Raw genomic sequence first — 25,275 nt, forward strand, 5'->3', positions numbered from 1 at the left:
GATCTTTTAAAAGCTCGAAAGATCGCGAGGCAAGTTCGCTCCTGCAGCGGGGGCGTCAGTCTTCCTGTTCGCGGCGTTCTTGTTCGATGGCTTCGGCCAAGGCCCGGGCCTCGAGCTCTTCCTCGCTCAGGGTTGACCGCGCTTCCAGTGCCGCCACGGCAGCGCGCAACCGTTCACGCGCCAACTCGGCGGCGCTAAGTCTTGGCTCTGGCTCTGGCTCTGGCTCTGGCTCTGGCTCTGGCTCTGGCTCCGGACTTGATTCAAGCACTTCAACTGCAACCAGAGCTTCTTCGACAGGAGCGCCATCGCGAAGCAGGTCATCAAAGTCGGTTTTAAGACCCTCCTCCATGGTGTCCAGTTCCACCAGCAAGGTACGGAAGCTGGTCTCATCCTTGGGCTCTTCGGGCTCGGCACTTTCATCGGCCAGGGCCTGCAGGTGGGCCGGCACCGGGGCGTCATCGAAGTCGAGGATCGGGTCCGGTTCCAGCTCGCGCAACTCGGCCAGGGGCGGCAAGTCGTCGAGGTTGCGCAGGTTAAAGTGATCGAGAAAGCCTTTGGTGGTGGCGAACATGGCAGGTTTACCCGGCACGTCCCGGTAGCCCACTACACGGATCCATTCACGCTCAAGCAAGGTTTTGACGATATGGCTGTTAACCGCCACGCCACGCACATCTTCGATTTCGCCGCGGGTGATCGGCTGACGATAGGCAATCAGCGCCATGGTTTCGAGCATGGCCCGCGAATAGCGCTGCGGACGCTCTTCCCACAGGCGCCCGACCCAGGGTGAAAACTTCTCGCGTATCTGCAGGCGGTAGCCCGACGCTACTTCCTTGAGTTCAAAAGCCCGTCCGTCGCAGGACTTGCGCAACAATTCCAGGGCTTTTTTGAACACGGGCGGCTCGGGACGCTCACCCTCTTCAAACAGTTCAAACAACCGCTCAAGGCTTTGCGGTTTTCCCGAGGCCAACAAAAAGGCCTCGAGCAAGGGCGCCAGCTCGCGGGGTTCAGTCAAATTCATGGTTTCAGCTCTTTATTCGGCTCTCGCCCGCACATGGATTGCCGCAAAGGGTTCATTCTGTACCAACTCGACCAGCGACTCTTTGACCAGTTCAAGAATGGCCATAAAGGTTACAACCACACCCAGACGGCCCTCTTCGGCGGTGAAGAGTTCGACAAACGGTACAAAGCCGCCGCCCTTGAGGCGTTCCAACACATCGCTCATCCGCTCCCGGGTCGACAGGGCTTCGCGGCTGACCTGGTGATTTTCAAACATGTCAGTACGGCGCAAGACTTCGGCCATCGACATCAGCAACTCTTCAAGCGCTACATCGGGCACCAGCTTGCGCGCCCGGGCTTCGGGCGCATCGAGCCTGGGCACAATCACATCGCGCCCTACCCGACTCAAGCCATCCAGCCCCTCAGCCGCCGCCTTGAACCGCTCGTACTGCTGCAAACGACGGATCAATTCGGCCCGGGGATCGCCCTCGTCCTCCTCGATCTCGGCCGAGCGCGGCAGGAGCATGCGCGACTTGATCTCGGCCAGCATGGCAGCCATGACCAGGTATTCGGCAGCCAGCTCCAGGCGCACGGCTTTCATCAGCTCGACATAGCCCATGTACTGACGGGTAATTTCCGCCACAGGGATATCGAGAATGTTGATGTTCTGCTTGCGGATCAGGTACAGCAGCAAGTCGAGAGGGCCTTCAAAGGCGTCGAGAAACACCTCCAGGGCATCCGGCGGAATGTACAGGTCCAGCGGCATTTCGATGACGGCCTGGCCATATACCATGGCAAACGGCAATTCCTGCTGGGCACCGGCCTGGGCATCAACGCCTTCTATGGTTTCGACGTCAGACATCAGGCCTCGACCATAAACGGCGTCGGATCGCCGCAACCCACGCGTACCACTTCAGGTTCGAGGTCGATCAGGCTGATCACGGTCGAGGCTTTATTGCCGCCGAATCCGCCATCGATGATCAGGTCGACCTGTTTCTCCAGGGCATCGCGAATTTCGTACGGATCTTCCATCGGCTCTTTTTCACCCGGCAGGATCAGGGTCACGCTCATTAGCGGCTCCCGCAGCTCCTCAAGCAGCGCCAGGGCAATCGGATGACTGGGCACCCGCACGCCAATAGTCCGGCGCTTGGGGTGCAGCAGCAGCCGCGGAACGTCACGGGTCGCGTTCAGAATAAAGGTGTAGGGCCCCGGTGTATGGGCCTTGAGCAGCCGAAACACACCGGTTTCAACCTTGGCAAACAAACCCAGTTGCGACAGATCGCAGCACATCAGGGTGAAGTTGTGTTTGTCGTCCAGATTACGCAGGCGCTTGATGCGCTCGATGGCGTGCTTGTCGCCCATCTGACAGCCCAGGGCATAGGATGAATCGGTGGGATAAATCACCACCCCGCCCTTTTTGATAATCTCGACGGCCTGTTTGATCAGCCGCGGTTGCGGGTTTTCCGGATGAATCTGGAAAAATTGGCTCACAGAGTTTCCCTGTTCAGACGTTGGCAGCGGGCTGGTCATATTTGAATCGACGCCAAAGTGGCGGCAAATCTTCGGGGATCGGGCGATATTCGCCGATCTCGGACCAACCTCCAGGGCCATGAAAATCACTGCCGGCACTGACCAGCAGACCGAACTCACGCGCCAGGATCGCCAGGCTGCCGACCTGCTCGGCCGGCTGATGCCCGTTGACCACTTCAATCGCGTGACCCCCGGCTTGAATATAGTCGCCAATCAGCCGGCGGCGCTTGCTGCGGGTGAAATCGTAATGCGAAGGATGCGCCAGGCTGACCCAGGCCCCGGCGGCGCGCAAGGTGGCGACCGTGTCTTCAAGGGTCGGCCAGTGCAGTTTGACGTCACCCAGCTTGCCGGCCCCCAGCCATTTGCGAAACGCCTCGGCGCGATCCTTGACGAAGCCGGCCTGAACCAGGAAATCGGCAAAGTGCGGGCGGGCCGGAGCATTGCCGCTGTCGCCCAGGGTCTGCTGTATAGCTCGCGCACCTTCAAGCGCTCCGGGCATGCCTTTGAGCTCAAGCTTGCGGCTGATCTCCTGCGCCCGAAGCCAGCGCCCATCGTGGAGCCTGGCTATGGCCTCAACCAGCGCCGGAGCATTGACATCGAAGCCGTAGCCCAGCACATGAATCGTCGCTCCACCCCAGGTGCACGACAATTCAACGCCATTGATCAACGTCATGTTCAACGCCAGCGCCGCTTCGCGGGCTTCGTCGAGGCCTTCAAGTGTATCGTGATCGGTCAGGGCCAGGACTCGCACACCTTTCTCGAACGCACGCGCAACCAGTACCGCCGGCGCCAGGGCGCCATCAGAAGCTGTGCTATGGCAATGCAAGTCAATTTCCACGGGAATTTAATAACCTCTAGCTGACGCTTTCGCTGTCATTGATGTTTGTTATTATGCCGCCACATCCTGCTTCTGGCTGCCACTGTGAAACAATTCATCGACTTCATCCCGCTGTTACTGTTTTTCATCGTCTATAAAATCGAACCTCGCATCGTCGAAATCGCCGGGCACAGCTTGTCTGTGGGCGGTATCTACAGCGCTACGGCAATGCTGATCATCAGTTCACTGGTGGTTTACGGCATTTTGTTCATCAAGCAGCGCAAGCTCGAAAAGAGCCAATGGCTGACCCTGATTGCCTGCCTGGTGTTCGGTAGCCTGACCCTGGCTTTCCACAGCGAAACCTTCCTCAAGTGGAAAGCGCCAGTCGTAAACTGGCTGTTTGCACTGGCATTTGCCGGTAGCCACTTTATCGGCGACAAACTGTTGATCAAACGCATCATGGGCCATGCACTGACCCTTCCCGATGCGGTGTGGACCCGCCTGAACCTGGCCTGGATCGTATTCTTCCTGTTCTGTGGCGCTGCCAACCTGTTCGTTGCCTTCACCTATCAAAGCATCTGGGTCGACTTCAAGGTGTTCGGCAGCCTGGGCATGACCGTGCTGTTCCTGATAGCCCAGGGTGTTTATCTGTCGCGTCACCTGCATGACACCGAACCTGCACCGACCAACTCAAAAACCGAGGACTGACATGCTCTACGCAATTATTGCTACCGACGTCGCCAACTCGCTCGATGCCCGCCTGGCTGCACGCCCGGCCCACCTTGAACGCCTGAATCAACTCAAGGATGCAGGCCGCATCGTGCTGGCAGGTCCGCACCCGGCCATCGACAACAATGACCCTGGCGCAGCCGGCTTCAGCGGCAGCCTGGTCGTGGCCCAGTTCGACTCCCTGAGCGCTGCCCAGGCCTGGGCCGACGCGGATCCTTACGTCGCAGCCGGCGTATATGCCAATGTGATCGTCAAGCCGTTCAAGCAAGTACTGCCGTAACCCCTACGGCACAGTGTGATTGCAGTATCTTTGCCAGTGACCGACCTGTACCCCGTAGGCACTGGCTAAATCGAGTAAGCCATGAGCGACCTGTTACTGATAGATGATGACCAGGAGCTGTGCGAGCTTCTGAGCAGCTGGTTGAGCCAGGAAGGCTTTCAGGTACGCGCTTGCCACGACGGTCAGAGTGCCCGCAAGGCGTTGAGCGAATCCAGCCCCGATGCCGTGGTGCTGGATGTGATGCTGCCTGACGGCAGCGGTCTGGAACTGCTCAAGCAACTACGCCAGGATCACCCCGAATTGCCGGTGCTGATGCTGTCAGCCCGCGGTGAACCCCTGGACCGTATTCTCGGGCTCGAACTAGGCGCCGATGACTATCTGGCCAAACCCTGCGACCCCCGCGAACTGACCGCCCGTCTGCGGGCTGTATTGCGCCGCAGCCACCCGACCGCGGTATCCAGCCAGATAGAACTGGGAGACCTGTGCTTCAGTCCGATGCGCGGCGTGGCCACTATCGACCAGCACGACATCACCCTGACCGTTTCCGAAAGCCGTCTGCTCGAGGCCTTGCTGCGCCAGCCGGGAGAGCCGCTGGACAAGCAGGAGCTGGCACAGATCGCCCTGGGCCGCAAATTGACCCTGTACGACCGCAGCCTGGACATGCATGTCAGTAACCTGCGCAGAAAGATTGGCCCCCACCCCGATGGCCGCCCGCGCATCGTCGCATTGCGCAGCCGGGGTTACTTCTATAGCGCCTGAAGCACCACGTTTCTCTGTGGGAGCCAGCTCCCACATAAGCCTGTTATGTAAATCCGCAGCAATACCCTCTTTACCCAAGCTTTACCCTCGCCTGACAGCGGTTGACCTTGATCTCCCTACACTGAGCACATCCGGATTCACCGGAACTGTCATGAAGGAGACACACCATGCGTAAGACTCTAATTGCTTTGATGTTTGCTGCTGCCCTGCCAACCGTCGCAATGGCCATGCCTGGTGGCGACGGCCCGATGGGTCCACGACACGGCGGTGAGCACGGTCGCGGCGACGCCCCTTACAGCCAACTGGACCTGAGCCGCGAACAGCGCCAGCAAATCGGCAAATTGATGGGCCAGCAAATGCATGATCGCAAGCAACTGGTCGAAAAATATCTGGAAAAACTGCCGGCTGCCGACCAGCAAGCCTTGAAAGACGAGATCAAGGCCAAGCAGGACAAGACCCAAAGCGAGATCCGGGCCGTGCTCAAGCCTGATCAGCAGAAGACCTTCGACGAGATGCAAAAGAAACGTGCCGAGCGTCAGGCAGAGTGGAAACAGTTCAAAGAGTGGAAAGCACAACAGGCTCCAAAAGCGCAATAATTCGCGCAACCCTCAAGCCCAACGACCCCTGGCCGTTGGGCTTTACGCGTTCTGATCAATTAACTGCGAGGAAATACCGTGCGATCACTGTTTTGGCGCATTCTCGCCAGCTTCTGGCTGGCGATTGCCCTGGTCGCAGGGCTGTCGCTCCTGCTGGGGCACATGCTCAATCAGGACGCCTGGATCCTCAGCCGGCATCCCGGTATCGCCAATCTGGCGCAGCAGTGGACTGAACGCTACGAAACCCAGGGCGCCGATGCCGCGCAAGAATTCCTCGAGAAGCGTAAACGCCGTTATCACATTGACGTACAGGTCCTTAACGAAAGTGGCGACCCTGTGGTACGCGGTACGTTTCCACGTCGGGCTGCCGCATGGGAGGCACGCCAGCATCCCGGTGAAGAGCAACTGCCGTGGCGCCGCCTGACCGTCGAGTACACCAGCCCGAAAACCGCTGAAACCTATTTGCTGATTTATCGCATCCCGCACCCGGAACTGGATGCCTGGCATCGCCAAAGCCTGATCTGGCCGCTCAGCGCGCTGGGAATTGCACTGGTGGTGCTGACCCTGTTCAGCTTGCTGGTCACCCTGTCGATCACCCGCCCGCTGAGTCGCCTGCGCGTAGCTGTACATGACCTGGGCCAAACCACCTACCAGCAAAACAGCCTGGCGCGACTGGCTTCACGGCGCGATGAGTTCGGGGTGCTGGCCACCGACTTCAACCGCATGGGCGCACGCCTGCAAAGCCTGATTGGCAGCCAGCGCCAATTGCTGCGTGATGTGTCCCATGAACTGCGCTCGCCACTGGCCCGGCTGCGTATCGCCCTGGCACTGGCAGAACGCGCCGGGCCCGAAGAGCGCGAGAAACTCTGGCCGCGCCTGACCCGCGAGTGCGACCGCCTGGAGTCATTGATCAGCGAAATTCTGGCCCTGGCACGGGTTGATGCCGACCAGGCCAGTGCCGAGCCCATTGAGCTCAACGGGCTGCTCCAGGCGGTACAAAAAGATGCCTCGCTGGCGGCTCCCGAGCAATCGGTACAACTCACGGCAGAACCTGGCTTGAGCCTTGGCGGGTGGCCGACAATGATCGAGCGCGCGGTGGATAATCTGCTGCGCAATGCGCAACGTTTCAGCCCGCCCGGACGCCCGATTGAATTAAAGGCCTGCCGTGAAGGCGAGCGCATCAGCATCAGCGTGCGGGATTACGGGCCCGGAGTGCCCGGGGAATATCTGGCGCAATTGGGCGAGCCGTTCTTCCGTGCGCCCGGCCAGACGGCGGCCGGACATGGCCTGGGACTGGCCATAGCCCGTCGCGCGGCAGAACGCCATGGCGGCAGACTGGTGCTGAACAATCATCCGGACGGAGGATTTGTTGCCACGCTGGAGTTGCCACTGGAGCCGAACGGCACTCTTTAGACCCGCGAATCAATAAACCCTTGAAGCGTGCTTGCTCGCGATTGCATCACCTTGGTGTCTCAGAAAAACCGAAGTGCCTGCAGCGCGAGACAAGCTCACTCCTGCAAGGAATTCACGCCGACCACTGCTGCACAAACTCAGCCGTATCCACCTTCGGCGCGGCACGCAGTTCATTCTGCGCAGTTCCCAGGTACAGAAACGCAACCACCTGCTCGCCCTCTGTCAGCCCCAGCCCTTTGGCCACTTGCGGTGCATATGACAGCTCACCCGTGCGCCATACCGCACCAATGCCCTGGGCGTAGGCCGCCAGTTCAATGGCGTGAGCCGCGCAACCTGCGGTGATCAACTGCTCGGCCCTGGGCACTTTGAAGTGGTCCTGCAGGCGGGCCACCACCACAACCACCAATGGCGCGCGCAACGGCATGGCCCGGGCTTTGTCCAATGCTGCCGGGGTCACCTCACCGCCCTGGGCCTGTACGGCTCCGGCGAGGATTTCACCCAGCCGATGACGCGCATCGCCTTCCACCGTCAAAAACCGGTAAGGGCGCAACTGGCCGTGGTCCGGCGCACGCAAAGCAGCCGCAAACAGTACTTCACGTTGCTCAGCCGTTGGCGCCGGATCGAGCAGGCGCGGGGCAGAAACACGGTTGAGCAAAGCGTCGAGAGCCTCCATTGGCCACCTCCTGAAGAAAATGTGCGGCTATTCTAACGGTATCTAGCCAAGGGCTGGCGGTTTACATACCCCGCCCCACAGGTAGAATGGCGCCCCTCTTTCATCCCGAGCTGACTTCATGGCGTTGCCGACCTTACGCATCATCGGTTTCATTATCGGCATCTTCCTGATTACGCTCGCGATCAGCATGGCCGTACCTATGCTGACACTGGTGATTTTTGACCACATGGGCGATCTGCCGTCCTTTCTGTGGGCCAGCCTGATCACCTTTCTGGCCGGATTGGCACTGGTCATTCCCGGACGCCCCGAGCAAGTACACCTGCGCCCCCGGGACATGTATCTGCTGACCGTCTCCAGCTGGGTAGTGGTGTGTGTATTTGCCGCCCTGCCGTTTTTGCTGACACAGCACATCAGCTACACCGACTCGTTTTTCGAAAGCATGTCCGGCATCACCGCTACCGGCTCAACGGTACTCAGCGGTCTGGACACCATGTCGCCCGGCATCTTGATGTGGCGCTCGATGCTGCACTGGCTCGGCGGTATCGGCTTTATCGGCATGGCGGTAGCGATTTTGCCGCTGTTGCGAATCGGCGGCATGCGCCTGTTCCAGACCGAGTCGTCAGACCGTTCCGAAAAAGTCATGCCGCGCTCGCATATGGTGGCCCGCCTGATTGTGGCCACTTATGTCGGCATCACCATTCTTGGCAGCCTGGCCTTCTGGTGGGCCGGAATGAGCGTGTTTGATGCGATCAACCATGCCATGTCGGCAATTTCCACCGGCGGCTTTTCAACCTCGGACAAGTCCCTGGCCAAGTGGTCACAGCCTGCGGTGCACTGGGTCGCTATCGTAGTCATGATCATGGGCAGCCTGCCCTTTACCCTGTACGTCGCCACCCTGCGCGGCCATCGCAAGGCGCTGATCAAGGATCAGCAGGTACAAGGCTTGCTCGGCCTGTTGCTGGTCACCTGGCTAGTGCTCAGCGCCTGGCTCTGGTGGACCACCAACATGCCGTGGGGGGACGCCTTTCGCCATGTGGCGCTGAACGTAACTTCGGTGGTGACGACGACAGGCTTTGCACTGGGCGACTACAGCTTGTGGGGCAATTTCTCGCTGATGCTGTTTTTCTACCTCGGTTTTATTGGTGGCTGCTCGGGCTCCACCGCAGGCGGGATCAAGATTTTCCGCTTTCAGGTTGCCTACATTCTGCTCAAGGCCAACCTCAACCAACTGATTCACCCGCGGGCAGTGATCAAGCAGAAGTACAATGGCCACCGCCTCGACGAAGAAATCGTGCGCTCGATCCTGACCTTTTCGTTCTTCTTTGCCATCACCATTTGCGTGATTGCCCTGGCCCTGTCGTTGTTGGGGCTGGACTGGATGACCGCCCTCACCGGCGCTGCCAGCACGGTGTCCGGTGTAGGCCCCGGGCTGGGCGAAACCATCGGGCCTTCCGGCAACTTCGCCAGCCTGCCGGACGCGGCCAAGTGGATCCTGTCACTGGGCATGTTGCTCGGGCGCCTGGAGATCATTACCGTGTTTGTACTGTGCATCCCGGCGTTCTGGCGGCACTAAAAGCTGAATCGGCATACCCTGCAGGAGCGAGCTGTTCTGATAAAGGCTCGCTCCTGCAGACCACTTACAGAGACCAGATCACCATGGGCCAGATCCTGTCACTGCGTAATTACCGCCAAGAGGTGATCGCCCATAGCCATGAGCACCCGCAGGTGGTGATCAGCCTCTCAGGCAAGCTCGATTTCGAGGTGGATGGCCGCGCCAGCAGACTGCATCGGCAACATCTGATGGTGGTTCCGGCAGGCGCCCATCACACCTGCGAAAGCGAACAAGGCAGCCAATGCCTGGTACTCGATGTACCCGGCGAAGAAGACTGGCTAGGCCAATCGCTGGGCCAGCACGCCGACGCCAGCCGCCGGTTGCTCGACAGCGCCGCACAGCTGTCTCTGGACCCCATGCAGCATCAATTGGTCAACTGGCTGGCCAGCAGTGCGGTCAGCGACCCGCTGATCTCCCGTCAGGGGGCAATCCTGTTGCTGGCCAGTTTAAACACGCTCGCCCCTGCCGCGCCGCCCCCCAAACGCCTGCCCCTGGCAGCTCTGGATGCCTACATCGACCAAAACGCCGCCTACCCGCTGCAGGTGGCTGATCTGGCACGTATCGCAGGGTTATCCAGCACGCGCCTGCACAGCCGCTTTATCAGTGAATGCGGGCAAACGCCGATGGATTACATTCGCCAACGCCGCCTGCACAGTGCCCTAAGCCTGCTGCGCCGTAGCATGCTGCCCATAGGGGAAGTCGCCTGCCGCGTCGGCTATACCTCGCAAAGCGCCTTTGCTGCCGCCATGCTCCGCGAGTTCGGGGCCTCGCCTTCGGCACTGCGGCGCGAGTCTGGCGACAACTGACGCGAGTCTGGCGACAGACGGGCCTGCCCCCCGCACCTTAGACTGCAGGCCTTGCCCGTATTGATTCAAGGACTGCAATGACTCCGCGTACTGCCCTGGGCGCCCTGCATATTGGCGCATTGATGTTCGGCCTGACCGGCGTGTTCGGCAAACTGGCCGCCGCATCGGCCTCGATTATCGTGTTCGGCCGGGCAGGTTTTGCAGTGCTTGCCCTCGCCTGCTTTGCCGGGCTGGCCAGACACACGGTGTGGTGCAAGCCGACATTGCGCGACGTGCGCGGTCTGCTGCTCAGCGGCTTGCTGCTGGCCGGGCACTGGGTGAGTTTTTTCATCTCGGTAAAGATTGCCGGGGTGGCCATTGCAACCCTGGGCTTTGCCAGCTTTCCGGCGTTTACCGTGATCCTTGAAGGGCTGATTTTTCGCGAACGGATCCGGCTCAACGAAATCATCCTGGTGATACTGGTCAGCGTCGGGCTGATCCTGGTCACCCCGACCTTTGATCTGGCCAGCCAGGCCACCGAAGGCTTGCTCTGGGCGATTGCCTCGGGCCTGCTGTTTTCGTTGCTGTCCCTCAATAACCGGGCCTGCTCGGGACGGCTGCCTGCGGTGCAGGCGGCGATGTGGCAGAACGCCGTGGTTGCCCTGTGCCTGCTACCCTTCGCCGCGCCTGGCCTGGGTCAAGTGCGGCCATTGGACTGGCTGTGGATCGGCCTGTTGGGGGTGTTCTGCACGGGCGTGGCCCATAGTTTGTTTGTCGCCAGCCTGGCGGTGATCAAAGCCCGCACCGCCGCCGTAGTCTTCGCCCTGGAGCCGGTGTACGGCATCACCCTGGCCTGGCTGTTGTTTCACGAGACGCCGACCTTGCCCATGCTGCTGGGCGGGGTGCTGATCATCGTCGCGATTGTCGTGTCGAGCCGCATGACCAGCGGACCTGCACCGGGCAAGCCCGTATTGGCGACCAACCCTCACTGAACCCGGTCGTTGTGCCCCAGATCACGTTGCGGATCAATTTGGTCGCGCACCCGTTGCTTGAGCACTTTAGCTTCGGGAAAGCCGCCATCCGCCTTGCGCTCCCAGATCTGCGCGCCATCGCAGGTAATACGAAACACCCCGCCGGTGCCCGGCTGCAACGCCACCTGCGCCAGGTCATCGGAAAATGTGCTGAGCAACTCCTGGGCCAGCCATGCCGCACGGAGTAACCACTGACACTGCGTGCAATAGGTGATAACAATTTCCGGTTTGCTGACTGCCATGTTTCTCGGGCTCCTGAAGTGAAAGGCGCCGCTATAATAGCCACCTTTGTCGCTTGCCCAGAGATTCATGATGCGCCGCCTGCTGATTTGCCTGCTTTTGTGTTTATCCCCGCTGGTACTGTTTGCCGCCGAAAATCCACATCCCAAGATCGGCCTGGTGCTTTCCGGTGGCGCGGCCCGTGGCCTGGCCCACGTCGGCGTGCTCAAGGCACTTGAAGAACAGGGCATTCACGTCGATGCCATCGCTGGCACCAGCATGGGCGCAGTGATCGGCGGCCTGTATGCCTCGGGCTACAAGATCGACGAACTGGAAAAGCTCGCACTGGGGATCGACTGGCAAGAAGCCCTGTCCGATGCTCCGGCCCGGGCAGACATCCCGTTCAGGCGCAAGCAGGATGACCGCGACTTCCTGGTCAAACAGAAACTCAGCTTTCGCGACGATGGCAGCCTTGGGCTGCCATTGGGAGTGATTCAGGGGCAAAACCTGTCGCTGCTGCTCGAAAGCCTGCTGGCCCACAGCAGCGACATCCGTGATTTCGACAAACTGCCGATCCCCTTCCGGGCTGTGGCTACCGACATCGTCAATGGCGAGAAAGTGGTATTTCGTAAAGGCCACTTGCCTCAGGTGATCCGCGCCAGCATGTCGATTCCGGCGGTGTTTGCCCCCGTAGAAATCAACGGTCAACTGCTGGTCGACGGCGGCATGGTCGACAACATCCCGGTGGACGTAGCCCGCGAAATGGGGGTGGACCTGGTCATTGTGGTGGATATCGGCACACCGTTGCGCGGGCGCAAACAGCTCAACACCGTGTTCGACATCCTCAACCAGTCCATCACATTGATGACCCGCAGCAACTCCGAGGTGCAGCTTGCGTCCCTGAAGCCGGAAGACATACTGATCCAGCCTGCGCTGGCCAGTTTTGGGGTCACCGATTTTGGTCGTTCGCAAGACATTATCAACGCTGGCTATCGCGCCACCCAGGCCCTCGAAAAACGCCTGATCAGCCTGCGCCAGCCCGGGGACAAGCAACTCGATGCCGCCCGCTCACCTGAGGAGCGCACCCCGGTAATCACCGCGGTCAAGATCGAGAATGATTCGAAAATAGACGACTCGGTGATCCGCTATTACATTCGCCAGCCGGTGGGTGAACCGCTGGACCTGGGCCGTCTGCATCGGGATATGGGCACGCTGTACGGGCTGGACTATTTCGAACAGGTGCAATACCGCGTGGTGCACAAAGGTCAGGACCGCACCCTGGTGATCAGCGCCCGGGGCAAGCGCAGCGGCACTGACTACCTGCGGCTGGGGCTCAACCTTTCAGACGATATGCGCGGCGACAGCGCGCTCAACATCGGTGCCAGCTATCGGGTCAACGGCATCAACCGGCTGGGTGCCGAGTGGCTGACGCGGGTACAAATCGGCGATCAGCAAGAGTTGTACAGCGAGTTCTATCAGCCACTGGATGCCGGCTCGCGGTATTTTGTTGCGCCCTATATCAACGCCCATTCGCAGAACGTGGAGTCGATCCTCGATAACGATCCAATCGCCGAATACCGCCTGGAACGCTATGGTTTTGGCTTGAATTTTGGGCGTCAGATCGGCAACAGCGGTGAAATCCGCCTTGGGGTTGGCGAGGCCTGGGGCGAAGCCAATGTGCGAATTGGCGAACGCGACTTGCCGAGCACCAGCTTCAATGAAGGCTTTTATGACCTGAAATACTCGTTCGATTCGCTGGATAACGTGTACTTCCCCCATGAGGGTGAGGACATCAGCCTGAGCGTGCGCCAATTTGAGCCGGGGATTGGCTCTGATGAGCGTTATCGCCAGTGGGAGTTTCATCTGGACAAGGCGTTGAGTTACGGGCCGAACACCTGGATTCTGGGCGGGCGCTACGGGCGCACGCTGGACAAGGCCAACGTGGTGACATCGAGCTTCTTGCTGGGTGGTGCACGACAATTGTCGGGCTTCAGGGAAGATGCGATTTCCGGGCAAAACGTCAGTTTGATGCGCGCGGTTTACTACCGCCGCCTCACTCCACGCTCGTACTTGCCGTTTGATTTCCCGCTGTATGCCGGCGCGTCACTGGAGCGCGGGCGGGCCTGGAACAACGACAATGAATTCGACAGCGGCTACATCAATGCCGCGAGCATTTTCATCGGCTTCGACACACCCCTGGGCCCGCTCAACTTCAGCTATGGCTTTAACGATGATGATCAAACAGCGCTGTACCTGAATCTGGGCCAGACGTTCTAAGGAGTACTAACCCTGCAGGAGCGAACTTGCTCGCGAGCCTCTAGAGCTCGCGAGCAAGCTCGCTCCTGCAGGGTTGTGATCAGTGTTTTTCGAGGTTATCCAGGATGCGCTGGTGAACGCGCATGCAGATGCGCTGCTCTTCTTCGTCTACGCCCACAAACAGTTCCTGGCGCAACGCAGTGGCAATGGCTTCGATCTGGGCGATCAATGGCCGGGCGGTATCGCTCAATACAATTTTCTTGGCGCGCCGGTCTTCGGCCACAGCATGACGCTGCACCAGCCCCTGGGCTTCAAGACTGTCAAGCAAGCGGGCCAGGGTCGGCCCTTCAACCCCGACACTCTGGGCCAGTTCGCGCTGGGTAGGCACATTTTCAAAACGTGCCAGGTGCAACAGCACCAGCCAACGTGCTTGCGACAAACCAAGGCCAGCAAGACGACGATCCAGCTCGGCACGCCAGCCACGGGACATTTGGGCCAACTGCATGCCAAAGCGGTGTTGATCGGTTAAAGGCATAAAAAACTCAATGGTTAGACTGAAAAAGAGTGAACCTAATTGTTAGCCAGCTAAGCATGGAGCTTGCACATAGGCAAGACCTATAAGTCAATCAATTCGTTACATATCAATAACCAGCACTACATTTCGAACTCGGCCTGCAGTGCCGCACGCACGCAATACAGCACGCCTTCAGGTACCCGGCCTTTGAACTGCTCGGCAATGCTGGCCACACTTGGCAGCTCGCCCTCACCATCCAGGAACGCGTCCTGCACTTCGCCCATCAGCTCCTCGGGCAAGTCCAAAGCCTGCTCAAGGGACAATTCCTGACGGCCGATTGCTTCAGCCAGCATCGTATAAACGTTCTTTTCAGAACATTGCAGCTGCCCGGAAATCTGCAATGGCGTCATGCCGGCGCGGGCCAGGCTGATCAGCTCGTGACGGATGTCGGCCACCACTTTCGGGGTTTCGGCCTGCCCGCCCAGAACCTCGAGGAAGGCCTCGCCGTAGCGCTCCAGCTTGCGTGCACCTACGCCGCTGACTGCTGCCATCTCGGACAACGAGGTGGGCTGGCTGCGCAACATTTCCAGCAGGGTCGAGTCGGGGAAGATGACGTAAGGCGGCACCCCGTGCTCTTCGGCCAGTTTGCGCCGCAAGGCCCGCAGGGCCTCCCACTGCTCGCGCTCTTCGCCACGCACCAGTTGGCTGGCCGGGCTGGCGGAACTACTCTTGACCGTGGTTTGCGGCTTGAGCTCGCGGCGCAGTTCCAAAGTCACTTCGCCACGCAACAACGGCCGGCAGCTGTCGCTTAATCGCAAACCGCCGTAGCCTTCGATATCAATATCGGCCAGACCACGGGCCACCAATTGCCGGAACAGTGTGCGCCACTCGCCTTCAGCACGGGCTTTGCCGACACCGAATACCGACAAATGCTGATGACCCATGCTGCGGATTTTTTCGTTTTCGCGGCCCAGCAACACATCGATCAAATGACCTGTGCCATAGCGCTGACCCGTGCGATAAATCGCCGACAGCGCCTGGCGCGCAGGCTCGGTGGCATCCCAGGTTTGCACGCCATCCACACAGTTGTCGCAGTGCCCACAGGGTTGCGGCATGTCTTCGTCGAAATAGGCGAGCAAGGTCTGCCGGCGGCAGCGGGTTTCTTCACACAAAGACAGCATGGCATCGAGCTTGTGATGCTCCAGACGCTTGTGCCGCTCATCTCCCTCGGAGTTTTGCAGCATTTGCTTGAGCATCACCACGTCTTGCAGGCCGTAGGCCATCCAGGCGTCGGCAGGCAAGCCATCGCGCCCGGCCCGGCCGGTTTCCTGGTAATACGCCTCAAGGGACTTGGGCAAATCCAGATGCGCGACAAAGCGCACGTTGGATTTGTCGATCCCCATACCGAACGCAATGGTCGCCACCATGATCAGCCCCTCCTCATTGAGAAAGCGCTTCTGGTTGGCCGCACGCGTCTCGCTGGGCAGGCCGGCGTGATACGGCAGTGCCGGGAAACCCTGATCACACAGGAACTGCGCCACTTCATCGACTTTTTTGCGCGACAGGCAATAGACGATGCCCGCATCGCTGCGGCGTTCGGAAAGGAAGGCCAGCAACTGCTTGCGCGGCTGCTCTTTAGGCACGATGCGGTAAAAAATGTTGGGGCGGTCGAAACTCGACAAAAACCGCTCGGCGTTCTGCAAGTGCAGACGGGTAACGATTTCTTCGCGGGTGCGCTTGTCCGCCGTGGCAGTCAGGGCAATCCGCGGCACATTGGGAAACACTTCGGCCAGTTGGCCCAGCTGCAGGTATTCGGGACGGAAGTCGTGGCCCCACTGGGACACGCAATGCGCTTCGTCGATGGCAAACAGGGCGATGTCCAGGCTCTGCAAAAACGCCATCATGCGCGGCTGTACCAGGCGTTCAGGTGCCAGGTAGAGCATTTTTATTTCACCGCGCTTGATCCGGTTCGCCAGGTCACGCTGTTGCTCGGCATTCAGCGTCGAGTTCAAGGCCGCTGCCGCCACCCCGAGCTCTTCAAGGGTTGCCACCTGATCGTCCATCAATGCGATCAATGGCGACACCACCACCGCCAGGCCATCGCGCAGGAGCGCCGGAACCTGGAAACACAAGGATTTGCCGCCGCCGGTAGGCATCAGCACCAAAGCGTCGCCACCACTGGCCACGCGCTCAATAATGTCACCCTGACGGCCACGGAAACTGTCGTAGCCGAAGATGTCCTTGAGTACGCGTTGAGCCTGTTCGAGCATAAAAACTCCAGAAATCGCCGAAACACCCCTGCACAAGCGGCATCCGGCGCGGCCTCAAGCTGATTCGACAGCTCGGGCGCAGGGCGCGGGATCCGCTGCATTCACTGCAGGGCATCACAAAACGCGGCAGTATACCCGAGCACTCCCCCCCGCAGGGCGCTGTGATTGCACTACCGATCACCGGGAAGTGAGGCCAAATGTGCCCTGCGACTGGCCTGTACGCTCAAGAAAGCCTAGAATTCGTTATTGTTTATTTTCTAGGTAGTCCTTCAATGTCCTTCGCTGAGCAACTAACCCGCCTGCAAGTCTTCCTCGACGCCGACGAGCTGCATGACGAGGCGCTGGACTACGTGGCCACCCACGGTTTTCTGACAGCCCTTTCCATCTGCTCCGAAGCAGTACCTGAGCGCGAATGGATTGACGCCATCTTCTCTGAAGAAGCGCCGCACTACAAAGACGACGCCCAGCGTGCCGAGATCGAAGCCACCCTGATTCAACTCAAGGCCCACATCGCGCGCCAGCTGGCTTCCGACGAAGAATTCGAACTGCCTTGCGATCTGGATCTGGGCGACGAGCCTGATGATTCCGACCTGCGCGGCTGGTGCATCGGCTTTATGGAAGGCGTGTTTACCCGTGAAGCGGCCTGGTTCGAAACCGCCGAAGAAGAAGTCAGCGAAATGCTGCTGCCAATCATGGTGGGTTCCGGCCTGTTCGATGATCAGCCGGAGTTTGCAGACATCGCCCAGGATGCCAACCTGATGGACGACATGATCGTGCAGATTCCCGAAGCGCTGACTGCTTTGTACCTGCTGTGCAATGCACCAGACGAAAAACCGGCGATCCTCAAGCCTCGCCACCACTGATTCAGTGATTCAGCCCCCTGTCGGCAACCGTTCGCGGTTGCTGCGCTACGCACTGTTTGCCATCGGCTGGCTGAGCGTAGCGCTGGGGGTTATCGGTATCTTCCTGCCGGTATTACCCACCACCCCCTTCCTGCTGTTGGCTGCTGCCTGTTTCGCCCGCAGTTCGCCGCGCTTTTATCAATGGCTGGTCGAGCACCCACGGCTCGGGCCATGGATCCGCGACTATCTTGATGGCAACGGCATCCCACTCAAGGGCAAGGTCTACGCCATTGGCCTGATGTGGCTGAGTATTGGCTTGTCCTGCTATCTGGTGCCTTTACCCTGGGCCCGGGGCTTTATGCTGACCAGTGCCGTGCTGGTGAGCATTTACATCCTGCGCCAGAAAACCCTCGAAAAACCCTGATGCACATCCAACACCTGTAGGAGCGAGCTATTGCCGTTTTGACAGAACAGATCGCGCCTACGGTTTTTATACGGTTTTATCGCCATGGTTACGCTGATAGGTGTCCGCGCCCATCGCCTCGATCTGGCCCTCAATCAGCGCTTCAAACGGGCGCAATAAAGGCGCAAACGAGGTCGGCGCCTCCAGGATCTCCAGCGCCTGCACTATCGCTTCCAGGGTCGACAACGCCCCCGGCCCGGGAGCCTTGCGCAATCGGTAGCGCGATACCGCGCCTTCAGGCAGCGTGACCCTGGGCAGTTGCGCCAGCAACGGGTTCAGATGCAGCAGCTTGCGCGCCTTGCGCCACGTACCGTCCGGAACCACCAGCAGCCATGGCAGGCTTGCATCAGACGGCCTGGCAGTGCCGATCAGTTGCGCATCTTCTCCCGGGAACAACAACCGCGCCTGATATCCCGGAGGATTGAGCAAAGTGGCCAGATCCTCAAAGACCTCCCCTACCCGCAGCTCAGCGTTAAGCAGACCAAGATCCGCCAAGCGCGCCGTATTGAGCGCATGGCCGACCTCGCTCGGATGCTGTAACAGCAGCACCCGGGTACGGCTGTCCAGCTGCGGGATCAAGGCGCACAGGCAATGGGTTTGCGGGCGCAAGCAGCGAGGGCATTGGGCTCGGGACATGACAATAAAATCTCGTTCAGGGTTGATTAAGCTGCGCTTTGAGCAGGTCGCGGAATGTTTGAATCAACGGCTCGCGGCTGCGACCACGGCGCACGATCATCGAAAACGGAGCCTGATAACCAAAGGTCGCCGGCAACAACACACGCAAATCCCCCTTCTCCACCCAGGGCTCGGCGTAGTGTTCCGGCAAATAGCCGATATAGGCGCCCGACAACACCAGAATCAGCTGCGCTTCCATGCTGTCGACTGTCGCCGCGCTGTGCTTGAAGCCGTGGCGCGCCAACTCGGCCTGACTCCAGTAACCGCGACCGACCATGCGTTGCTGAGTAATGACCGGCTCAGGAATACGTCGCTCAGCGAACAAAGGATGCCGCGTGCTGCAATACAGCCAGTGCTGCTCGCGATACAACGGCTGATAGACCAGACCGCTCATGCGCGTCGAGAACGCCCCGATGGCCAGATCCAGGCGGTTGTCCTGTACCCCGAGCTGTAATTCATACGGGCTCATCACTGACAGGTGCAGGTGCACCGCCGGGTGCTCCTGGCTGTAGTCGCCAATGGCCTGGGCAAAAGGCAGCGCTTTATCGCTGACCGTGGAGTCGATCACCCCCAGATTCAGGGTGCCGCGCAACTCACCCTTGAGCGCTGCGGCATATTGCTCAAACCCCTCCAGCTCGCCCAGCAGGCGCAATGTTTCCTGATGGAACAACTCGCCCTTGCTGGTGAGGCTGAACCCGCCGCGGCCGCGATGACACAGCACCAGCCCCAGATTGGATTCGAGCTGGCTCATGTAGGTACTGATGGCCGAGGTAGACAGGTTGAGTGCCTGCTGGGCATTGGCAAACCCCTGGTGTCTGACCACGCTGGTAAAGATTCGCAATAGTTTTAGATCAGGTAAAGCGTTGGCCATGAAAAACTCACATGATTAGGCGGAACAAAAATCGCACTCAACCTGCAACAACCGGCTTGCCGGCGACAGCATTACCTCACACCTCTAAAAACCGGTTGTCTGCATCGCCGGCAAGCCGGCTCCCACATCAGTCCCCCATGTTTGACGAAGCAAATTCTACCCCGAGCCCCGGCATTAGTTTAGAAAAACATGAACTAAGTATTTGCCCATAGGGATTCTTCCCGCCTGCCTCCTTTCGCAGAATCCCTCGCCATACCCATAACAAACAACGAGGCCTCTGCCGTGGACAAAATTCTTCATCAACCATTGGGCGGCAACGACATGCCGCGCTTTGGCGGCATAGCCACCATGTTGCGCCTGCCCCACCTGCAATCGGCCAAAGGCCTGGACGTCGCATTTATCGGCGTCCCCCTGGACATCGGTACCTCGCTGCGCCCCGGCACCCGTTTCGGACCTCGCGAAATCCGTGCCGAATCGGTGATGATCCGCCCTTACAACATGGCCACCGGCGCCGCACCGTTCGACTCGCTATCGGTGGCCGATATCGGTGACGTGGCAATCAACACCTTCAATCTGCTGGATTCGGTGCGCATCATCGAAGAAGCCTACGACGAGATTCTTGAACACGACGTCATCCCGCTGACCATGGGCGGAGATCACACCATCACCCTGCCCATTCTGCGGGCGATTCATAAAAAGCACGGCAAGGTCGGACTGGTCCACATCGATGCCCACGCCGATGTTAACGACCACATGTTCGGCGAGAAAATCGCCCACGGCACCACCTTCCGCCGCGCCGTGGAAGAAGGCCTGCTGGACTGTGACCGTGTGGTGCAGATCGGTCTGCGCGCCCAGGGTTACACCGCAGAAGACTTCAACTGGTGCCGCACCCAGGGCTTTCGTGTGGTACAGGCCGAAGAGTGCTGGCACAAATCCCTGGCACCACTGATGGCCGAAGTCCGCGAAAAAGTCGGCAACGGTCCGGTGTACCTGAGCTTTGACATCGACGGTATCGATCCTGCCTGGGCACCCGGCACCGGCACCCCGGAAATCGGCGGCCTGACCACCATTCAGGCGATGGAGATCATTCGTGGTTGCCAGGGTCTCGACCTGGTGGGCGGAGATCTGGTAGAAGTCTCGCCGCCTTACGATACAACCGGTAACACCTCATTGCTGGGGGCTAACCTGCTCTACGAAATGCTCTGCGTAATGCCCGGCGTCGTGCACCGCTGAGGGTTGACCATGAGCCAACGCGATGAGGTTTTGCGTGCCGCAGCCGACCTGGTTTCGGCTTTTGCGCGCAATGATCGCGAAGCCTATTTCGGCGCGTTCAGCGCCGATGCCAGCTTCGTTTTTTATACCCTGGCCCAACCACTTCTGAGTCGCGATGCCTATCAGGCGTTGTGGGACAGCTGGCGCCTGGAGGAAGGATTCGAGGTGCTTTCATGCATCTCGAGCAATGCCTTTGTCAGCCTGCAAGGTGACGTGGCGGTCTTTGTGCATGACGTGGCCACCGAGCTGCGCATGCAAGGGGAGCAATTTTTTAGCCAGGAACGCGAGACCATTGTCTTCAAGAGGCAAGGATCCCGCACACAAGAACAACAAGGCCTGTGGCTGGCCTGTCACGAACATTTATCCGCTATGCCGGAAGGGCTGCCGCCCCCTTAGCCAATGTGACCGGAGCTGATCATGAATAATAAAAACAAGCAAAATAATGTGCGTCAAATAGAAACCCACGGCGTCGAGCAGATTCCGGACCATGAACGCAGCGCCAGACCCGGCGATTTGTTTCGCCTGATCTTCGGCGGCGCCAACACCTTTGCCACCGCCGTACTGGGCAGTTTTCCCGTACTGTTCGGCTTGTCGTTTCAGGCCGGGGCCTGGGCGATTGTGCTCGGCGTGTTGCTGGGCTCGCTGATTCTGGCCCCCATGGGCTTGTTCGGCCCGCTCAATGGCACCAGCAACGCCGTGTCTTCCGGTGCGCATTTCGGTGTGCACGGGCGGATTGTCGGCTCGTTCCTGTCGCTGCTGACCGCCATCGCCTTCTTCTCATTGTCAGTCTGGAGCTCCGGCGATGCGTTGATCGGCGGCGCCAAGCGCATGATCGGGGTTCCGGAAACCGACCTCAGCCTGGGCCTGGCCTACGGCGTGTTCGCGATTCTGGTGCTGACGGTTTGCATCTACGGCTTCCGCTTCATGTTGTGGGTCAACCGCATTGCAGTGTGGGCCGCCAGCCTGTTGTTCCTGCTGGGGATCTTCGCTTTTGCCCCGGCATTCGACAGCCAGTTCGCCGGCAGCGTCGCACTCGGTCAGACCGGGTTCTGGGCGGCCTTTATCGGCGCTGCGCTGGTGGCAATGAGCAATCCGATTTCCTTTGGCGCATTCCTCGGCGACTGGTCGCGCTACATCCCCCGCGCCACCCCCAAACGCCGGATCATGCTGGCGGTGATTGCCGCTCAGATTGCAACCCTGATCCCGTTTCTGTTCGGCCTGGCCACTGCAACCATAGTGGCGAGCAAAGCACCGGACTATATCGCGGCCAACAACTATGTCGGCGGCCTGCTGGCCGTTTCCCCGAGCTGGTTTTTCCTGCCGGTGTGCCTGATTGCGCTGATCGGCGGCATGTCCACCGGGACTACTTCGCTGTATGGCACCGGCCTGGACCTGTCCAGCGTGTTCCCACGCGTGTTGTCACGGGTAAAGGCGACATTGCTGATAGGGGTCATGTCGATCGCCTTCATCTTTATCGGACGTTTCGCGGCAAATCTGGTGCAAAGCGTCTCGACCTTCGCCGTCCTCATCATCACCTGTACCACCCCGTGGATGGTGATCATGATCATTGGCCTGATCAAACGTCGCGGTTTCTATTGCCCGGATGACTTGCAAGTGTTCACCCGTGGCGAAAGCGGCGGCCGCTACTGGTTCACCCGCGGCTGGAACTGGCGCGGTCTGGGTGCCTGGATTCCCAGTGCGCTGGTGGGCTTGTGCTTCGTCAACCTGCCGGGCCAGTTCGTGGGGCCGCTGGGCAATCTTGCCGAAGGCATTGATATCAGCCTGCCGGTCACCCTGGGACTTGCGTCGCTGGTGTATCTGGCCCTGCTCAGCCTGTTCCCGGAGCCGGCTTCAGTGTTCGGCCCCCTCGACCCACGCAGCAAGCCCAAGACCGCAGCCGTTAACACCGCATTACCTCAAACCGCCTGACCGCCCCATAAAAAAAATAATTGGAGACTCGCCATCATGGCTTTAGATCTACTGGTCGTCCTGATCTACGCAGCAGCAATGCTGGTGCTGGGTTACTACGGCATGCGCAAGGCAAAAACCCACGAAGATTACCTGGTGGCCGGCCGTAACCTGGGCCCGACCCTGTATATGGGCACCATGGCTGCAACCGTACTCGGCGGTGCCTCCACCGTCGGCACCGTGCGCCTGGGCTATGTACACGGCATTTCCGGTTTCTGGCTGTGCGCCGCACTGGGCTGCGGGATCATCGCGCTCAACCTGTTCCTGGCCAAGCCGCTGCTCAAGCTGAAAATCTTCACCGTGACCCAGGTGCTGGAAAAGCGTTACAACCCCATGGCCCGCCAGGCCAGCGCAGTGATCATGCTGGCCTACGCGCTCATGATTGGTGTGACCTCGATTCTGGCCATAGGCACCGTTCTTGAAGTGCTGTTCGACCTGCCGTTCTGGATTTCAGTGCTGCTGGGCGGTGGCGTGGTGGTGGTGTACTCCACCATTGGCGGCATGTGGTCGTTGACCCTGACCGATATCGTGCAATTTGTGATCAAGACCGTCGGCCTGATGTTCGTCCTGCTACCGATCTGCCTGTACCGTGTCGGCGGCTGGGATGAACTGGTGAGCAAATTGCCTGCCTCGAACTTCAGCTTTACCAGCATCGGCTGGGACACGATCATCACTTACTTCATGATTTACTTTTTCGGCATCCTGATCGGCCAGGACATCTGGCAACGGGTTTTTACCGCCAAAACCGCCAAGGTGGCCAAGTATGCCGGTACGTTCGCGGGCTTCTATTGCATCCTTTACGGCCTGACTTGCGCCCTGATCGGCATGGCCGCCCATGTACTGATCCCGGACCTGGACAACGTCAACAACGCTTTCGCGGCCATCGTTAAGGTTTCGCTGCCGGACGGCATTCGCGGACTGGTGATTGCAGCGGCACTGGCGGCCATGATGTCGACCGCCAGCGCGGGCCTGCTGGCCGCCTCGACCGTACTGACCGAGGACCTGCTGCCCAAGCTGCGCGGTGGCAAGCAATCGAGCCTCAACATCAATCGTCTGTTCACTCTGTTGACCGGGTTTGCGGTGCTGGCCATCGCCCTGGTGGTAAACGATGTGATCAGCGCCCTGACCCTTGCCTACAACCTGCTGGTTGGCGGCATGCTGGTGCCATTGATCGGGGCAATTTTCTGGAAACGCGCCACCACTGCCGGGGCAATCTCCAGCATGAGCCTGGGTTTTGTCACCGCACTGGTGTTTATGTTCAAGGATGGTCTGGAAGCCAACACGCCAATTTACTACAGTCTGGCTGTAGCCCTGGTCAGCTTTGTGCTGGTAAGCCTGCTGGATAGACGCCCTGCCACATTGGCCAGCGCTATCTGATTGAGGTTTTATTGAAGGGGGTACGCGGGTCGTACCCCTTTTTTCGCAACAGCACCCTGGCCGCCTTGCAGCCAAGGATCAGTACAACGCATGAACGCCTGCGCAAACGCGTAATCGCAGCCTTAGCGACGACGCTGTGGCCGGCGACGCGGATCCTCGACAGGGATCGGTACGGGTTGCAGTGGCGGCTCGATCAGACCCAGCGCAACACCGACGTCATGAAGCCATGTTTGCAGTTTGTCTTTCATATATCCCCCTTGGGGTCACTCTGGCGACTGGAATTCTGTTGTCGCTTCATACAGATAATAGTCCTAACTCCTACAAGATGCTTGCTTAAGACCCATGAACTTTAGGCTAATCGAGCACATTTCTGATTTAAGCCGACCCCTTTAACTTCGTCGAAATAACATCGTTCGGCGGCCTCTGTGCCTGTTGCAGCGCGATCCACGCATTCAGGTTGGCGCCGGTCATGCCTTTTCGCCACATCAACCATGTTGTGGTACTGGCAAAAGGTTGTTTCAAGGGGTGTACGCCGACATTTTCATGCCCCGGCAAGCTGGCCAGCATCGATGCCGGCATCAAGGCCACTCCCGAGCCCGCCACTACGCACGCCAACATCCCCTGATAGGATTCGATTTCCATCACTCGCCCCATGGCCGCACGGTCGCTTGCGTACCAGGCCTCAAGCCGGGCCCGATAAGAACAACCCTGGCGAAAGGTAAAGACTTCGCGCCCCTGTACATCCCGGGCCCGGGTAACAGGCGGATGATCCAGATCGCTGATCAACACCAGACTCTCATCGCAAAATTCGATACCGTCCAGCCCGGCCAGCTCCAGCGGGCCGTCCACCAGCGCTGCATCCAGGCGCCCGGTCAATAACCCTTCCAGCAATTCGCCACTGGGAGCCGACTGCACGTGCAGGTTCACTGCCGGGTAGGTACGGTGATAATGCGCCAGCATGCGCGGCAAATGAGTTGCCGCCGTGCTGTACATCGTCCCCAGGGTAAATTTGCCGCAGGGCACCCCGCCCTGTACCGCACTCAAGGCTTCATCGTGCAAGGCAAACAGGCGCGCAGCGTAATCGAGCAGCACCTTGCCCGCCGGGGACAACTGCAGGCGCTGGCGCTCGCGCATAAACAATTCGACCCCCATCTGCTCTTCCAGTTGCTTGAGTCGCGTCGACAGATTGGAGGGCACACGGTGCAGACGCTCAGCCGCACGGGTGATGGAACCTTCTTCGGCCACGGCCTGAAAAATCCGTAATTGACTGAACTCCACGCCATTCTCCAAAACAGAACAAGTAGGTCACTATTATTCATTTTTAAGG

General features: G+C 59.5%; 27 protein-coding genes. 15 read left to right on the top strand and 12 right to left on the bottom strand.

Annotation, left to right across the window (positions count from 1 at the left end; genetic code table 11):
* Positions 1-55: 55 nt before the first annotated feature.
* The 4 genes from scpB to JQ848_RS15180 form a co-directional block, all read right to left on the bottom strand.
* A complete protein-coding gene (gene scpB / locus JQ848_RS15165) occupies positions 56-1,018 on the bottom strand; it encodes an SMC-Scp complex subunit ScpB (protein WP_202210908.1) in 963 nt (320 codons plus the stop codon).
* A gap of 12 nt (positions 1,019-1,030) precedes the next feature.
* Positions 1,031-1,729, bottom strand: a complete 699-nt coding sequence (locus tag JQ848_RS15170; RefSeq protein WP_202211304.1) for a segregation and condensation protein A — start codon at positions 1,727-1,729, stop codon at positions 1,031-1,033.
* A 128-nt stretch (positions 1,730-1,857) separates the two neighbouring features.
* The gene (locus JQ848_RS15175) at positions 1,858-2,487 is read right to left on the bottom strand and encodes an L-threonylcarbamoyladenylate synthase (protein WP_003441755.1); all 630 of its coding nucleotides are present in this window, start codon (positions 2,485-2,487) and stop codon (positions 1,858-1,860) included.
* A 13-nt stretch (positions 2,488-2,500) separates the two neighbouring features.
* Complete coding sequence (locus JQ848_RS15180) at positions 2,501-3,364, bottom strand: PHP domain-containing protein (protein WP_003441754.1); 864 nt, start codon at positions 3,362-3,364, stop codon at positions 2,501-2,503.
* Positions 3,365-3,448: 84 nt separating this feature from the next.
* Here JQ848_RS15180 and JQ848_RS15185 point away from each other — a divergent pair, with 84 nt between their 5' ends.
* The 5 genes from JQ848_RS15185 (at position 3,449) to JQ848_RS15205 (ending at position 7,120) form a co-directional block, all read left to right on the top strand.
* Positions 3,449-4,051 carry a septation protein A gene (locus JQ848_RS15185; RefSeq protein ID WP_003441752.1) on the top strand — a complete coding sequence of 201 codons (603 nt, stop codon included), beginning with the start codon at positions 3,449-3,451 and terminating at the stop codon, positions 4,049-4,051.
* Between the two features lies 1 nt (position 4,052).
* Positions 4,053-4,352 (top strand): YciI family protein, encoded by a 300-nt coding sequence (locus JQ848_RS15190; protein WP_003441750.1) that lies wholly within the window; start codon positions 4,053-4,055, stop codon positions 4,350-4,352.
* Positions 4,353-4,433: 81 nt separating this feature from the next.
* The gene (locus JQ848_RS15195; protein WP_003441747.1) at positions 4,434-5,111 is read left to right on the top strand and encodes a response regulator transcription factor; all 678 of its coding nucleotides are present in this window, start codon (positions 4,434-4,436) and stop codon (positions 5,109-5,111) included.
* Positions 5,112-5,278: 167 nt separating this feature from the next.
* Entirely contained in the window at positions 5,279-5,707 is a 429-nt protein-coding gene (locus JQ848_RS15200) for a Spy/CpxP family protein refolding chaperone (RefSeq protein ID WP_003441736.1), read from the top strand.
* 78 nt (positions 5,708-5,785) lie between these two features.
* Positions 5,786-7,120 (top strand): sensor histidine kinase, encoded by a 1,335-nt coding sequence (locus tag JQ848_RS15205; RefSeq protein WP_003441735.1) that lies wholly within the window; start codon positions 5,786-5,788, stop codon positions 7,118-7,120.
* Positions 7,121-7,232: 112 nt separating this feature from the next.
* On the opposite strand, the gene JQ848_RS15210 is transcribed toward JQ848_RS15205, so the two are convergent.
* A complete protein-coding gene (locus JQ848_RS15210; RefSeq protein ID WP_202210909.1) occupies positions 7,233-7,793 on the bottom strand; it encodes a nitroreductase family protein in 561 nt (186 codons plus the stop codon).
* 118 nt (positions 7,794-7,911) lie between these two features.
* Here JQ848_RS15210 and JQ848_RS15215 point away from each other — a divergent pair, with 118 nt between their 5' ends.
* The 3 genes from JQ848_RS15215 (at position 7,912) to JQ848_RS15225 (ending at position 11,182) form a co-directional block, all read left to right on the top strand.
* Positions 7,912-9,366, top strand: coding sequence for a TrkH family potassium uptake protein (locus JQ848_RS15215; protein ID WP_003441731.1), 1,455 nt, complete (start codon positions 7,912-7,914; stop codon positions 9,364-9,366).
* 83 nt (positions 9,367-9,449) lie between these two features.
* Positions 9,450-10,211, top strand: a complete 762-nt coding sequence (locus JQ848_RS15220; RefSeq protein ID WP_003441729.1) for a helix-turn-helix transcriptional regulator — start codon at positions 9,450-9,452, stop codon at positions 10,209-10,211.
* Between the two features lie 77 nt (positions 10,212-10,288).
* Complete coding sequence (locus JQ848_RS15225; protein ID WP_202210910.1) at positions 10,289-11,182, top strand: DMT family transporter; 894 nt, start codon at positions 10,289-10,291, stop codon at positions 11,180-11,182.
* Here the strand turns inward: JQ848_RS15225 and JQ848_RS15230 are convergent.
* Entirely contained in the window at positions 11,176-11,463 is a 288-nt protein-coding gene (locus JQ848_RS15230) for an Rdx family protein (protein WP_202210911.1), read from the bottom strand. The genes JQ848_RS15225 and JQ848_RS15230 overlap by 7 nt on opposite strands.
* A 70-nt stretch (positions 11,464-11,533) precedes the next feature.
* Here JQ848_RS15230 and JQ848_RS15235 point away from each other — a divergent pair, with 70 nt between their 5' ends.
* Positions 11,534-13,717, top strand: a complete 2,184-nt coding sequence (locus tag JQ848_RS15235; protein WP_202211306.1) for a patatin-like phospholipase family protein — start codon at positions 11,534-11,536, stop codon at positions 13,715-13,717.
* A gap of 79 nt (positions 13,718-13,796) precedes the next feature.
* Here the strand turns inward: JQ848_RS15235 and JQ848_RS15240 are convergent, their stop codons facing one another.
* Positions 13,797-14,231, bottom strand: a complete 435-nt coding sequence (locus JQ848_RS15240; protein ID WP_003441722.1) for a MarR family transcriptional regulator — start codon at positions 14,229-14,231, stop codon at positions 13,797-13,799.
* Positions 14,232-14,350: 119 nt separating this feature from the next.
* On the bottom strand, positions 14,351-16,480 hold the full coding sequence (recQ, locus tag JQ848_RS15245; protein WP_003441720.1) for a DNA helicase RecQ: 2,130 nt from the start codon (positions 16,478-16,480) through the stop codon (positions 14,351-14,353).
* Between the two features lie 272 nt (positions 16,481-16,752).
* On the opposite strand from recQ, the gene JQ848_RS15250 reads away from it, so the two are divergent.
* A complete protein-coding gene (locus JQ848_RS15250; RefSeq protein ID WP_003441718.1) occupies positions 16,753-17,343 on the top strand; it encodes a UPF0149 family protein in 591 nt (196 codons plus the stop codon).
* A gap of 37 nt (positions 17,344-17,380) precedes the next feature.
* On the top strand, positions 17,381-17,746 hold the full coding sequence (locus JQ848_RS15255) for a YbaN family protein (protein WP_048361057.1): 366 nt from the start codon (positions 17,381-17,383) through the stop codon (positions 17,744-17,746).
* A 66-nt stretch (positions 17,747-17,812) separates the two neighbouring features.
* Here the strand turns inward: JQ848_RS15255 and JQ848_RS15260 are convergent, their stop codons facing one another.
* Both JQ848_RS15260 and JQ848_RS15265 read right to left on the bottom strand, forming a co-directional pair.
* Complete coding sequence (locus JQ848_RS15260; RefSeq protein WP_010656457.1) at positions 17,813-18,421, bottom strand: tRNA-uridine aminocarboxypropyltransferase; 609 nt, start codon at positions 18,419-18,421, stop codon at positions 17,813-17,815.
* 16 nt (positions 18,422-18,437) lie between these two features.
* The gene (locus tag JQ848_RS15265; protein ID WP_003441713.1) at positions 18,438-19,331 is read right to left on the bottom strand and encodes a LysR family transcriptional regulator; all 894 of its coding nucleotides are present in this window, start codon (positions 19,329-19,331) and stop codon (positions 18,438-18,440) included.
* Positions 19,332-19,613: 282 nt separating this feature from the next.
* On the opposite strand from JQ848_RS15265, the gene speB reads away from it, so the two are divergent.
* Genes speB through JQ848_RS15285 form a run of 4 tightly spaced genes read left to right on the top strand, consistent with a single transcriptional unit; the run spans position 19,614 to position 23,948 of the window.
* The gene (gene speB / locus JQ848_RS15270) at positions 19,614-20,564 is read left to right on the top strand and encodes an agmatinase (RefSeq protein WP_003441711.1); all 951 of its coding nucleotides are present in this window, start codon (positions 19,614-19,616) and stop codon (positions 20,562-20,564) included.
* A gap of 9 nt (positions 20,565-20,573) precedes the next feature.
* A complete protein-coding gene (locus JQ848_RS15275) occupies positions 20,574-20,999 on the top strand; it encodes a YybH family protein (protein ID WP_003441709.1) in 426 nt (141 codons plus the stop codon).
* A 21-nt stretch (positions 21,000-21,020) separates the two neighbouring features.
* The gene (locus JQ848_RS15280; RefSeq protein WP_010656458.1) at positions 21,021-22,532 is read left to right on the top strand and encodes a purine-cytosine permease family protein; all 1,512 of its coding nucleotides are present in this window, start codon (positions 21,021-21,023) and stop codon (positions 22,530-22,532) included.
* A 36-nt stretch (positions 22,533-22,568) separates the two neighbouring features.
* Positions 22,569-23,948 (top strand): sodium:solute symporter family protein, encoded by a 1,380-nt coding sequence (locus tag JQ848_RS15285; RefSeq protein WP_003441705.1) that lies wholly within the window; start codon positions 22,569-22,571, stop codon positions 23,946-23,948.
* 122 nt (positions 23,949-24,070) lie between these two features.
* On the opposite strand, the gene JQ848_RS22845 is transcribed toward JQ848_RS15285, so the two are convergent.
* Positions 24,071-24,196, bottom strand: a complete 126-nt coding sequence (locus JQ848_RS22845) for a PA1414 family protein (RefSeq protein WP_003441703.1) — start codon at positions 24,194-24,196, stop codon at positions 24,071-24,073.
* Between the two features lie 127 nt (positions 24,197-24,323).
* Positions 24,324-25,226 (bottom strand): putrescine utilization regulator PtrR, encoded by a 903-nt coding sequence (ptrR, locus tag JQ848_RS15290; protein ID WP_202210912.1) that lies wholly within the window; start codon positions 25,224-25,226, stop codon positions 24,324-24,326.
* Positions 25,227-25,275 lie beyond the last annotated feature (49 nt).

Source organism: Pseudomonas paraversuta (assembly GCF_904067025.1).
In the GTDB taxonomy this organism is placed as follows: Bacteria; Pseudomonadota; Gammaproteobacteria; order Pseudomonadales; family Pseudomonadaceae; genus Aquipseudomonas; species Aquipseudomonas paraversuta.

Coding starts and splice junctions, on each gene's coding strand:
- JQ848_RS15220 (WP_003441729.1), top strand. CDS start 9,450: ATGGGCCAGATCCTGTCACTGCGTAATTACCGCCAAGAGGTGATCGCC.
- JQ848_RS15230 (WP_202210911.1), bottom strand. CDS start 11,463: ATGGCAGTCAGCAAACCGGAAATTGTTATCACCTATTGCACGCAGTGT.
- JQ848_RS15240 (WP_003441722.1), bottom strand. CDS start 14,231: ATGCCTTTAACCGATCAACACCGCTTTGGCATGCAGTTGGCCCAAATG.
- scpB (WP_202210908.1), bottom strand. CDS start 1,018: ATGAATTTGACTGAACCCCGCGAGCTGGCGCCCTTGCTCGAGGCCTTT.
- JQ848_RS15210 (WP_202210909.1), bottom strand. CDS start 7,793: ATGGAGGCTCTCGACGCTTTGCTCAACCGTGTTTCTGCCCCGCGCCTG.
- JQ848_RS15200 (WP_003441736.1), top strand. CDS start 5,279: ATGCGTAAGACTCTAATTGCTTTGATGTTTGCTGCTGCCCTGCCAACC.
- JQ848_RS15275 (WP_003441709.1), top strand. CDS start 20,574: ATGAGCCAACGCGATGAGGTTTTGCGTGCCGCAGCCGACCTGGTTTCG.
- recQ (WP_003441720.1), bottom strand. CDS start 16,480: ATGCTCGAACAGGCTCAACGCGTACTCAAGGACATCTTCGGCTACGAC.
- JQ848_RS15280 (WP_010656458.1), top strand. CDS start 21,021: ATGAATAATAAAAACAAGCAAAATAATGTGCGTCAAATAGAAACCCAC.
- JQ848_RS15250 (WP_003441718.1), top strand. CDS start 16,753: ATGTCCTTCGCTGAGCAACTAACCCGCCTGCAAGTCTTCCTCGACGCC.
- JQ848_RS15225 (WP_202210910.1), top strand. CDS start 10,289: ATGACTCCGCGTACTGCCCTGGGCGCCCTGCATATTGGCGCATTGATG.
- JQ848_RS15215 (WP_003441731.1), top strand. CDS start 7,912: ATGGCGTTGCCGACCTTACGCATCATCGGTTTCATTATCGGCATCTTC.
- JQ848_RS15195 (WP_003441747.1), top strand. CDS start 4,434: ATGAGCGACCTGTTACTGATAGATGATGACCAGGAGCTGTGCGAGCTT.
- JQ848_RS22845 (WP_003441703.1), bottom strand. CDS start 24,196: ATGAAAGACAAACTGCAAACATGGCTTCATGACGTCGGTGTTGCGCTG.
- JQ848_RS15265 (WP_003441713.1), bottom strand. CDS start 19,331: ATGGCCAACGCTTTACCTGATCTAAAACTATTGCGAATCTTTACCAGC.
- JQ848_RS15235 (WP_202211306.1), top strand. CDS start 11,534: ATGCGCCGCCTGCTGATTTGCCTGCTTTTGTGTTTATCCCCGCTGGTA.
- JQ848_RS15190 (WP_003441750.1), top strand. CDS start 4,053: ATGCTCTACGCAATTATTGCTACCGACGTCGCCAACTCGCTCGATGCC.
- JQ848_RS15285 (WP_003441705.1), top strand. CDS start 22,569: ATGGCTTTAGATCTACTGGTCGTCCTGATCTACGCAGCAGCAATGCTG.
- JQ848_RS15260 (WP_010656457.1), bottom strand. CDS start 18,421: ATGTCCCGAGCCCAATGCCCTCGCTGCTTGCGCCCGCAAACCCATTGC.